Source organism: Prevotella sp. OH937_COT-195 (assembly GCF_003932845.1).
Taxonomy (GTDB): Bacteria; Bacteroidota; Bacteroidia; order Bacteroidales; family Bacteroidaceae; genus Prevotella.
Genome location: NZ_RQZH01000004.1, coordinates 110,766 through 121,883, shown reverse-complemented (window position 1 = coordinate 121,883; position 11,118 = coordinate 110,766). Strand labels below are relative to the sequence as shown.

Sequence of the window (11,118 nt, the reverse complement as noted above, 5' to 3'; positions counted from 1 at the left end):
CTGTCATTAGACCGCATTTTCTTAGATTTGCCATTGCCGTTACGCTTCCCAACTGCTTTAGCCCGCTTGCTGCCATCTGCGCAGCCATTACATCTCGACGCAGCCCGATACGCCTTCGATGAAACGGCAGCACATCTGATCAACAATCGAACAAAATCGGTTGAGGGTTCTAATTACCGATTTGGGTTGAACCAAACGAAGACTTTTCATAAAGTGAAGAATGACAGGTATTTGTAAAAAGAACAAAGAGGAGATTTCTGAAAAGAATCTCCTCTTTGTTCTTTTTGTGCGCCTAATAGGACTCGAACCTACACGACATAAGTCACCAGATCCTAAGTCTGGCGCGTCTACCAATTCCGCCACAGGCGCAGACGTCGTTTTTCAAAATGTCATGCAAAGGTAATGTTTTTTGTGGGCAAATCCAAATAATATCGTTATTTTTTTTCTTTGTCCACACTGATTGTAAGTGTCTCCGGGTGGAAATTAATGCCGGGACGCTCAATGAAAGATGCGAGTGCACCATTGGCTGCCATTTCTTCGGGTGTTCCTATCTGCAGTATCGTTGGACGATAGTTATTTGGTATCGGATACTCATTTTTTGTATCATCGCAGCAAGGATTTGTTTTGGGCGAATGGGACATCGGATGTAGAAGCCACAAACGGTCTGCGAGTTGCAATGCAAGTTCGAGATCGTGTGTTGACAAGAATATTGTTTTTCCAGTGTCGTGGGCAAGTTTGCTCAACAGTATAAGCATATCCACTTTCGACGGATAGTCGAGAAATGCTGTTGGCTCGTCAAGATATATTACCGGTGTCTGTTGTGCCAATGCTTTGGCAATCATCACTTTTTGCCGTTCTCCATCGCTAAGAGTCTGTATCATGCGTTCGGCGAGATGTGTGATACCGGTTTTTCTTATGCTGTCTTCCACGATTTTGTTGTCTTCGTTGTCCAAGGTTCCCCAGAAACCGGTATATGGCGAGCGTCCCAGACCAACGAGTTCTGTTACCGTGATGTTATGTACCCTCGGCTTTGTGGTCAATACCACCCCGATGTGTCTTGAGACTTCTTTATCGCTAAGGGTTTCAAGTTTTTTCCCGTCAATTACAATACTTCCTTTCAGGGCAGGTTGGAAAGCACTTAGTGTACGCAACAATGTACTTTTTCCGATACCGTTTGGACCGATAAGGCATGTCAGTTCGCCTTCTTTAAGGTTTGCATTGATGTTCTCCACAACAATCTTTTTGTTGTTTTTTGCCATGTATCCTATTGAAAGGTTTTCTAAGAGAATCATCTTATTTTAAGGTTAAAAGTTAAACAATGAATATCTGTCCTTGGTTATTTCTTCAGCAAGTTGCGTGCAAATTCGATAATGGTATCTTTTCCTTTCGAAAAATCGGCATCGTTGAGTTGGACTTTATGGTCGGGTTCTATACCGAACTCGGTTGATTCTTTGTCTCTGTCGTACATAGGGCATGCAGAGAACCTCACCGACCATCCGCATGGCAGTTCCGATGAGAACGGCATTCCCGCGCCTCCTCCCGTTTTGTCCCCTACGATCTTTACTTGCGGACAACATTTCATATATTTCACAAACTCGTTTGCCGCGCTATATACTTGCCTGTTTGTCAGCACCACTACCGGCTTCTGCCACCGTATTCCGGCAGACGGTTTCAGTCTCTGTTCCTCCATTTTCGAGAAGTCGTCATGTCCCCGTCCGATCTTGTGTTGCATGTAGCCCACAAGTATCTCCTTGTTCGTAAATCGTGCCGCCAGTTTCTCAGCCGTTGCGAGGCTTCCTCCACTGTTATTCCGTATGTCTATTATCAGACCGTTGCATGTCGCGAGGTCGGATAACACGGCATCAAGGTTGCCGTCGCCAATGCTGCGCGTAAATGATTCGTATCGCATGTATCCGATATTATCGTCAAGTGTGCGGTACTTTATGCCCGATGCAATCATGTAGTCTGTCCCCATGTATATCCGCAGCAGCGAATCACTGAAATTGCGGGGGTAGTTTTCGTGCCATGACCAGTTTCGTGCCACATCGAACGTACTATAAATGTTAACGTGTCCGTCTCGCAGTTCCGAAAGCATGTTTGCCATTACCTCGAACATTTGTTTTTCTGTCATCTCATTGTTGAACTGTGGTGAGTATTTGTCATATACCGCATTCCAATCCAGTCCGTACTGTTCGTTCTTGTACGAGAAGAAGCAGTAGTGTTCGTCCAATATTCGCCACAGAGCCTCGAAATTACCACGCGGAGTATCGGCATATTGTTCTTCGTCAACGCAAGAACACAGCAATACCATTGTTGCAATGAAAATAATTGTTTTTCTCATTCCGTCAGTGTTTTTACGATGTGAAATCGTCTGGTTAGACCTACGACCACAAGATGTGAGTAGTTGTGATATTTCAGGTTGTTCACTTTTGCCTGTTGGTAGTCGCCGAGGTATCCCAACGTTATCGACATGTGCTTCAAGTGTAGTCGCATTTGCAATGAATGCTGCATGGATGGTGCATTGAACGGTGTTGTCACAACGATGTTGTGATCATAATTCCCACGTGTAAAAATTTCGTAGTACGACTGTCCGTAGTGTGGTGTGAACATAAATCCTGCCAAAGGTATTTGAATTTTATAATCCACGGTAAACCGTTTGCCGAAAGCCTCGAAATCATACCCTGCATCGGCATGTGGCAAGATATTTATGCCGAGCCTTATTTGTCCCGGATTGTTCCCGTTTCTCGTATTGTATAGAAATCCGATGTCGGCTTGACCTGCGATACCCGCTTTCAGATGCAGTTTGTTGGCGAGCAAGTCCCAATGTCGTTGCCTGCCGATGCCGAGAGTGTAAAGTCCGGCGAGGTTTTTGTTGTCATCGCTGCGCGGAGTGGTGGATGAAATAAAAGCCTTGTGTGTTATTGAGGCACTCCATTTCCTATATATGGGTGATAATGCGATGTCGTCGTATTTTGTCGTTACAGATGCCTTTCGCCGTTCGGTGTGGTCGATGAAGCGTATTTCCGTACCGTTGTAGTGTTCCTGCGATATATAAGTATCAAGGATTTGCGATACTCCGAACCCGATGAGTTTCGTGTTTGTTATTTCCGTTCTCGTTATTCTTTCCTCGTTCTGTGCCGATGCTACTTGTACCGTTATCAGCAATGTCGTCACAATGATCGATAATATCGCATGTCTATTCTTCATCTGCAAAAAGATTAAGTTGTCCTTTGTTATCCTCGCGAGACAGTTGTTCGTCGGTTTTGACAATCTCCCGTTCTTTTTTTTCATTGTCGTCATCTTCGTTGTCCACCTTTTTCTCCTCATCGGTGCCTTCTTCGTTCTCTTTCTCGGGGAAGTGTGTAGGTTCGAGTTCCTCCACGCTTTCTATGTTCCATGTGCTCACCCGTTTTCCGTGAGCCTTGAAACCCTTTACGCCAACAAAATCCTCTGCTTCTATTTCCATCGGTTCTCTGAAAGCATCTTCTCCCCCGAATGTCACTCTTATCCTCGGATATGTTTGGTCTGTAAGCAACATTTCCCGCGAGCCTCCTTCCGTGCCGATATAGTTCTGTTTGTTCTTCTTGGCCTCGAACATAAATCGTTTCAGATAGAGATATCCGTTGTTATCGGCATCGAAGAGCAGTGCCGTCCACACCTTGTTCGGGTCGAATTTCTCTATCACTTTGATATTCGTTTCATAGTGATTGTTCACATCGAAATTCGTTACATAAAAGTCCCCGTTGTCTAACACCACCAATATTTGGTCGTTGTCGTTGAACTCTCCGAGGTATCGTCCGTGTTCGTCGTTATTCAGTCTTTGCACGTCCTCGTCGAACCACACTTTCAGTCCGCCGAGAGTCGAGTGTCCGCGGCTCTTCAGCGTTATGCGCGTTACGGGTACTTTTGTGAGCAATCTTCCTGCCGCTCCTCTTCCTTTTATGCTTATTTCGCTGAAATCCTTTTCTATGAATAGTTTCTTGCGGAATGCCGATGGTTGCAGTGTCACCTTTATTATCTCTGCTTCGCCGTTTGGGTTTGCCGTGAAATACACTATTCGACTTCCTTCCGTACCCTTTGTCAGGTTGTATTCCCGCTCTCGTGTTACCGCCGGCACAGGGAAACGTTTCATGTAGTATGCTCCTGCCTTTCCGTCTCTGTACACCATGTTGTAAATGGTTCGGTTGTCTCCTCGTTTGAATACGTCAACATGTATAATGTTCCTGCCCACAAAAATCTTGTCGGCAATGCGTACCACCTTAAATATTCCGTCGCGATAGAACAGTATAACGTCGTCTATGTCGGAGCAGTTGCACACGAATTCGTCTTTTTTCAGTCCCGTGCCGATGAAACCTTCGGTTCGGTTGATGTAAAGTTTCTCGTTCGCCTCTGCCACCTTTGCCGCCTCTATTGTGTCGAAATTGCGTATTTCCGTACGTCGTGGATGTTCCTTTCCGTATTTCTCCTTTATGAATTTGAACCAATTGATTGTCACTTCTGTCATGTGTGCAAGGTCATGTGCAATCTCTTTCAATTCTGCTTTTATGCGCGCCATTAGTTCATCGGCTTTGTCCTTGTTGAACTTCAGTATGCGCTGCATCTTTATTTCCATCAGTTTCAAGATGTCGTCTCGCGTAATTTCTCTTATGAACTTCGGTTTGAAAGGTTCGAGTCTTCCATCGATATGCTTCACGGCCTTGTCCATGTTTTCCGCCGTTTCGAATCCTTTATCCTTGTATATTCGTTCCTCGATGAAAATTTTCTCTAACGATGCGAAGAACAACTGCTCTTCCAGTTCGCCGCGTCGTATTTCCAGTTCGGTGCGCAGCAACTTCATGGTTCGGTCGGCGGAGTTACGCAAGACATCCCCAACGGAAAGGAATTTTGGCTTGTTGTCCTCTATTACGCAACAGTTTGGCGACAGACTTATTTCGCAGTCGGTAAAGGCATATAACGCATCTATTGTCTTATCGCTCGACACCCCCGGTGCAAGATGTACCTGTATCTCCACTTCGGCGGCCGTGAGGTCTTCCACCTTTCTTGCTTTTATTTTCCCTCGTTCCACAGCTTTTACGATGGAGTCCTGTAATGTCTCCGAGGTTTTCGAGAATGGAATCTCGCGTATAACAAGTGTTTTATGGTCGAGTTTTTCAATCTTTGCACGCACCTTTAACGAGCCTCCGCGCTGTCCGTCGTTGTATCTTGTCACGTCTATGCTGCCGCTTGTGGGGAAATCAGGATACAATTCAAATTCCTTGCCGCTCAGATAATTTATTGCCGCATCGCACAGTTCGTTGAAGTTGTGCGGCAGGATTTTCGATGACAGTCCCACGGCGATACCTTCCGCGCCCTGCGCCAGCAACAGCGGGAATTTTACAGGAAGCGTAACCGGTTCCTTGTTGCGCCCGTCATAACTCATCTTCCAATCGGTAGTTTTTGGGTTGAACACTACGTCGAGTGCGAACTTTGACAATCGTGCCTCAATATATCGCGGTGCCGCCGCTGCCGAACCTGTAAGAATATTTCCCCAGTTTCCCTGCGTATCCACGAGCAGATCTTTCTGTCCCAGTTGAACCAAAGCATCTCCTATGGAAGCGTCTCCGTGCGGGTGGAACTGCATGGTGTGTCCCACAATGTTCGCCACCTTGTTATACCGTCCGTCGTCCATGCGTTTCATCGAGTGCAGTATTCGCCGCTGTACAGGTTTCAGTCCGTCCTCTATGTGCGGCACGGCGCGTTCGAGAATAACGTATGAAGCATAGTCGAGAAACCAACTTCGATACATCCCGCTCAAGTGATGTACCGCGGTGGCGTCGAATCGGTTTGCCGGTCTGTAGTCCTTATGTTCTTCTTTCTTTTCAATATCCTTTATGTCATCGTTCATGATATATTGTTTATTCTTCGTTTTGCCTGCAAATTTACTAAAAATCCCTTTAATATTTGCAGAAATCCGGAAGTTTAATGTAATAGAAAAAAAGTTATTTGTTTTGTATTGTCCGTGATTTGAGTTACCTTTGCACGCATATTAAGAATTTTTCATTGGATTATGGCACAGGAAGATGTTTTTAAGAAAATAGTGTCCCACTGCAAGGAGTACGGCTTCGTGTTTCCTTCGAGTGAGATTTACGACGGTCTTGCCGCAGTGTATGATTACGGGCAGAACGGCATAGAGTTGAAGAATAATATCAAGCAATATTGGTGGAAATCGATGGTGCTCCTGCATGAGAACATCGTGGGTATAGACAGTGCGGTTTTTATGCACCCCGAGATATGGAAGGCGAGCGGACATGTGGATGCTTTCAACGATCCGCTAATTGACAACCGCGACTCGAAGAAACGCTACCGTGCAGACATACTCATTGAGGATCAGATGGCAAAGTACGAAGAAAAGATTGCCAAGGAAGTTGCCAAAGCCGCCAAGAAATTCGGAGAAAGTTTCGACGAACAGAAATTTCGCCTTACAAACCCGCGCGTATTGGAGAACATGAAGAAACGTGATGCACTCCACGAGCGTTTTACCGAGGCTATGGGTGCTATGGATCTTGATGCTCTCAAACAAATAATAATCGACGAGGGAATCGTGTGTCCTATATCGGGAACAAAGAATTGGACCGATGTGAGACAGTTCAATCTTATGTTCTCCACCGAAATGGGAGCATCTGCAGACAGTTCGATGAAGGTATATCTGCGTCCGGAAACGGCACAAGGTATTTTCGTAAACTACCTCAACGTGCAGAAAACAGGGCGAATGAAGATACCGTTCGGCATAGCGCAGATAGGAAAAGCATTCCGAAACGAAATCGTTGCAAGACAGTTCATCTTCCGGATGCGTGAGTTCGAACAGATGGAAATGCAGTTTTTCGTGAAACCCGGTACCGAACTTGAGTGGTTCCCGAAATGGAAGGATATCCGCATGAAATGGCATCAGGCACTTGGATTCGGAACTGAGAATTATCGTTTCCACGACCACGATAAATTGGCACATTACGCAAATGCCGCAACAGACATCGAATTCAGAATGCCGTTTGGCTTCAAAGAGGTTGAGGGAATACACTCGCGGACAAATTTCGACCTGTCGCAACACGAGAAATTCTCAGGTAAGCAGATAAAATATTTCGACCCGGCGACAAACGAGAGTTACACACCATGTGTCATAGAGACATCAATCGGGGTTGACCGTATGTTCCTGTCAATAATGTGCCACGCATACAACGAGGAACAATTGGAGAACGGGGAGACACGTGTGGTGTTGCGTCTGCCTGCCGCACTGGCTCCGGTAAAACTTGCCGTGTTGCCGCTCGTGAAAAAAGACGGACTTCCTGAAAAGGCTCGTGAGATTATCGATTCGCTGAAATTCCATTTCAACTGCACGTACGACGAGAAAGATACCATCGGCAAGCGTTACCGCCGACAAGACGCGATAGGCACACCATTCTGCGTAACCGTTGACTACGACACGCTGAAAGACAACTGTGTCACAATGCGCAACCGCGATACAATGGAGCAGGAACGCGTCGGCATCGACCGGTTGAACACACTGATAGAAGATAAGGTTAGCATCGCATCGCTGCTTAAGAAATTGCAGTAAACCTACATCTGCCGCAAATGTGAAATATAAATAACATGATGATATGAAAAAAGAAAATACCATCGCCTTACTTTTGGCCTTGTTTTCGATGTGTCTCTTCTCGTGCAGCGAGGATGAAGTCGACAATGATGAATTCGCCAACTGGAAAGAACGTAACGAGGCTTATTTCAAGAATGTTTATGAAAAGGCAAAGAAATCGGACGGGAAAAAGTGGAAGATATTCAGATCGTGGTCGCTGCAGGAGGCTGCCGCAAGAGATGTCGATGACCATGTGGTGGTTGAGGTGCTTACGGAAGGAGCCGGAACAGACACTCCGCTGTTTACCGACTATGTGAAAATGCACTACCGCGGAAACCTTATTCCGACAACATCTTACCATGAGGGGTTGCAGTTCGATTCGTCATGGTTGGGAGAATACAACCTCGAAACAATGATACCCGTGGAGGCAAAGGTGGGCAGTCTTGTAAATGGTTATGCCACGGCACTGATGCAGATGCACACAGGCGACCGGTGGCGTATATATATACCTGCCGCACTTGCCTATGCCGGCCAAAAGAACAATGGTGTGATACTGCCGTTCAGTACACTCGTGTTCGATGTCACGCTCGTTTCTGTGAAGAATTGATACCGACTCCGAATACACGCCGCACATTCTCGTTGGTTTGTAGTGCCACCTCTTCTTCGCTCATGCCGAGACTTTCTGCCAGTTTCCTAAGCACATGAACTACATAGGCACTCTCGTTGCGCTTGCCGCGCATTGGTACGGGTGCCATGTACGGACTGTCTGTTTCGAGTACTATGCGAGACAGCGGCACGTTGCGCAACACCTCGGGCAGGTTGCTCTTTTTGAATGTAAGTACGCCGCCGATGCCGAGGACGAAGCCATCGAATTGCAACAACTCTTCTGCCTCGCGACTGTTTCCCGTGAAGCAATGGAACACTCCTCCGGATAGTTCGTGAGCATGTCGTTTCAATATATGCACCATCTCGTTTTGTGCCTTGCGGCAGTGTATCATAAGCGGCAAACGTGTTTCCACCGACCATCTTACTTGCTCCTCGAAGGTCTCGGCTTGTTCTTCGGCAAACTCACGACTCCAATAATAGTCGAGTCCTACTTCGCCTATGGCGATGAAGCGTGGTAACGACGGGGTGGGGGAGAATAGTTTTTCGCGCATGCGGGCAAGCACTTCCTTGTAGTCGGCACGCACCTCCTCGGGGTGCAGTCCTATCATCGGGTGGCAATAATCCTGATATTCGCGGCTCATCGCCAATACCCTGTCCACCGAATTCAAATCTATGGCCGGCAGAAACACATTGCACACTCCGGCTTCACGCGCCCTTTCAATCATCTCTTTTCTGTCCTCGGCATATTCCTCGCCGTCGAGATGTGCATGTGTGTCTATACATCTTATAATTGTCGGTTGACAATCTGTGGTCTTATCTTCGTTGTTCATAATTTGAAATTTTCAACAGCAACAAGAGTTTGATATTCTGTGCAATGTTTGTTTCTGAAAAGAAGAAAGTCGTTTTTCGGCAATGCGGCATTCTTTTCTTTTATTTTAATGCTACGGTTTAACCCAAAGGTCATTAGAACCCTCAACCGATTTTGTTCGATTGTTGAGCGGATGTGCAGCCGTTTTATCGAAGGCGTAGCGGGCTGCGTCGAGATGTAATGGCTGCGCAGATGTCAGCAAGCGGGCTAAAGCAGTAGGGAAGCGTAACGGCAATGGCAAATCTAAGCAAATGCGGTCTAATGACAGATTTGGGTTTAATAAAGATGCTCTTCGTGACGGCGGTAGTAATACACCACACCATATTTCCTGCATTCGGCAAACCGCACTTCGGCTGGTTCGTTCTCGAAATGTTTCTCTATCTGATTCCACAACTCAAGCAGTATGTCGTCCACTTCGGGGCGCAGTTTCCGTATATTCTCGAGTGCCTTTGCCGAGTGTCCCTGCAATGCCTTCTGCGAATTGTATCGCTCACGGAATATGTCAAGATGTGTCGATACCATGCCTATGGTGGGGTTGTATATCGGTCTCCCACCATTCTTTACGCGTATTTTCTCCCCGTTAACTATTTTGTCTCCCCACGATATTACTGCCTCTGCCGCTTTCAGTGGCGGAAGTGCCGTCCGGCATTCGTCCATACCGTAGAGCGAGAGCGACGAACGTTTTATCTCTCCACGCTCTACGCTCATCAGCAGCACTTGTATAAAATGGCTCACATACATTGTGGCATTATGCATGAGGTTGTCCATCTTTGGCGAGTTTCTCGTCTGTGCCGCCATTCTTACCTTATATTGCTGGCACGCCGTGAGCAGTTTGTCGTATGCAGGCTGTGCACGGTTTAGTGTTTTCCAGTCGATGAAACGGTTCTGCACCGTATATATGTTGTCATTCTCAAGCAATGTTTTTAGAGCCTTGAGTCGTGCAGAGTCCGTTTTGGGAAGTCGTCGGTATGGCATTTCTTATTTAAAAATTAAGAATTGAAAATTGAGAATTGACGGGAGAGCATGTGCCCGGCAGTTACCGTGATGTTCTTTTTTACTTATCCCTTTTCATCATTTTGTTGGTGTATGCGGCGAGTTCGCGTTTGCACTCTTCCGGCAGTCGGACACGTTCCAAGTAGCGTTTGCTCTGTTCGAAATAAAATTCTATTTTCTCTTTCGCCATGCGGTCTATGCCTATCTCGTTGTAAATCCGTGTTACTGCGGCAATTTTTTCTTGGGGGTTGAAGTCTTTTGCTGCGACCCATTTTTCAAGTTCTGCACGCTGTTCTTTTGTGGAATGGTTGAAAGCGTTTATCAGCATGAATGTTTTTTTGTTGCTCGTTATGTCTCCTCCGATGGCTTTCCCGAATACCGCGGGGTCGCCATAGACATCGAGAAAATCGTCTTGCAGTTGAAAGGCAAGTCCTATCTGTTCTCCGAACTTATACAGATTTTCCGCATCTTCCGTCGGTGCGTCGGCAAGTATAGCCCCCATTTTTACCGCACATGCAAGCAATACGCTGGTTTTCAGGCGTATCATCTCGATGTATTCCGCCTCCTTAACATCGCTTCGGTTTTCAAATTCCATGTCGTACTGCTGTCCTTCGCCTATTTCGAGTGCCGTCTCGGTGAACAATGAGAGAACGTCGCCGAGTTTTTCTGCGGGGCAGTGTGCCATTCGTTCGTATGCCAACACCAACATCGTATCGCCCGACAAGATTGCCGTATTGGCATCCCATTTCTTGTGTACCGTCTCGTGTCCGCGCCTGATTTCGGCATTGTCCATTAGGTCGTCGTGCAACAGAGTATAGTTGTGGTATGTCTCCAAAGCACATGCCGACGAGAGTATGCTCCCGGGGTTGTCCTTATACATGTTGTAGGCGAGCAGCATAAGTACCGGTCGCACTCTCTTGCCGCCAATCGACAGTACATATTCTATTGGTTCGTACAATCCCTTCGGCTTGCGTTCGTACGGCAGGTGCGACAGGTAATCGTTTACTAATTTGAGAATTTCCGCAGATGAATACATATTTTAAAA

General features: G+C 46.5%; 10 protein-coding genes, 1 tRNA gene and 1 pseudogene. 3 read left to right on the top strand and 9 right to left on the bottom strand.

The genetic code is table 11. The features are described from left to right. On the top strand, positions 1–237 hold a 237-nt coding region (locus EII32_RS03340; RefSeq protein ID WP_233582298.1), incomplete at its 5' end, for a hypothetical protein. 50 nt (positions 238–287) lie between these two features. On the opposite strand, the gene EII32_RS03335 is transcribed toward EII32_RS03340, so the two are convergent. From EII32_RS03335 to EII32_RS03315, 5 genes and pseudogenes are all read right to left on the bottom strand, one after another. Next, positions 288–369 (bottom strand) — tRNA-Leu (locus EII32_RS03335). A gap of 74 nt (positions 370–443) precedes the next feature. Further along, positions 444–1,292 (bottom strand): annotated as a pseudogene (locus tag EII32_RS03330) (ABC transporter ATP-binding protein); the annotation flags it as partial. A 44-nt stretch (positions 1,293–1,336) separates the two neighbouring features. Next, positions 1,337–2,341 carry a S41 family peptidase gene (locus EII32_RS03325; protein WP_125234037.1) on the bottom strand — a complete coding sequence of 335 codons (1,005 nt, stop codon included), beginning with the start codon at positions 2,339–2,341 and terminating at the stop codon, positions 1,337–1,339. Beyond that, positions 2,338–3,207: a DUF3316 domain-containing protein gene (locus EII32_RS03320; RefSeq protein WP_158611118.1), complete on the bottom strand. Its 870-nt coding sequence runs from the start codon at positions 3,205–3,207 to the stop codon at positions 2,338–2,340. Before EII32_RS03320 ends, EII32_RS03325 begins: the two co-directional genes overlap by 4 nt. Beyond that, complete coding sequence (locus tag EII32_RS03315) at positions 3,197–5,884, bottom strand: DNA gyrase/topoisomerase IV subunit A (RefSeq protein ID WP_125234035.1); 2,688 nt, start codon at positions 5,882–5,884, stop codon at positions 3,197–3,199. Before EII32_RS03315 ends, EII32_RS03320 begins: the two co-directional genes overlap by 11 nt. Before the next feature lie 162 nt (positions 5,885–6,046). On the opposite strand from EII32_RS03315, the gene EII32_RS03310 reads away from it, so the two are divergent. Both EII32_RS03310 and EII32_RS03305 read left to right on the top strand, forming a co-directional pair. After that, positions 6,047–7,588 carry a glycine--tRNA ligase gene (locus EII32_RS03310; RefSeq protein WP_125234034.1) on the top strand — a complete coding sequence of 514 codons (1,542 nt, stop codon included), beginning with the start codon at positions 6,047–6,049 and terminating at the stop codon, positions 7,586–7,588. Positions 7,589–7,631: 43 nt separating this feature from the next. Then, positions 7,632–8,213, top strand: a complete 582-nt coding sequence (locus EII32_RS03305) for an FKBP-type peptidyl-prolyl cis-trans isomerase (protein WP_125234033.1) — start codon at positions 7,632–7,634, stop codon at positions 8,211–8,213. Here EII32_RS03305 and EII32_RS03300 read toward each other — a convergent pair. From EII32_RS03300 to EII32_RS03290, 4 genes are all read right to left on the bottom strand, one after another. After that, the gene (locus EII32_RS03300; RefSeq protein ID WP_125234032.1) at positions 8,188–9,042 is read right to left on the bottom strand and encodes a TatD family hydrolase; all 855 of its coding nucleotides are present in this window, start codon (positions 9,040–9,042) and stop codon (positions 8,188–8,190) included. The genes EII32_RS03305 and EII32_RS03300 overlap by 26 nt on opposite strands. A gap of 111 nt (positions 9,043–9,153) precedes the next feature. Further along, positions 9,154–9,321 carry a hypothetical protein gene (locus tag EII32_RS12060; RefSeq protein ID WP_158611117.1) on the bottom strand — a complete coding sequence of 56 codons (168 nt, stop codon included), beginning with the start codon at positions 9,319–9,321 and terminating at the stop codon, positions 9,154–9,156. 35 nt (positions 9,322–9,356) lie between these two features. Next, positions 9,357–10,055, bottom strand: a complete 699-nt coding sequence (locus EII32_RS03295) for a hypothetical protein (protein WP_125234031.1) — start codon at positions 10,053–10,055, stop codon at positions 9,357–9,359. Positions 10,056–10,134: 79 nt separating this feature from the next. Next, positions 10,135–11,109, bottom strand: a complete 975-nt coding sequence (locus tag EII32_RS03290; RefSeq protein WP_125234030.1) for a polyprenyl synthetase family protein — start codon at positions 11,107–11,109, stop codon at positions 10,135–10,137. Positions 11,110–11,118: the final 9 nt, after the last annotated feature.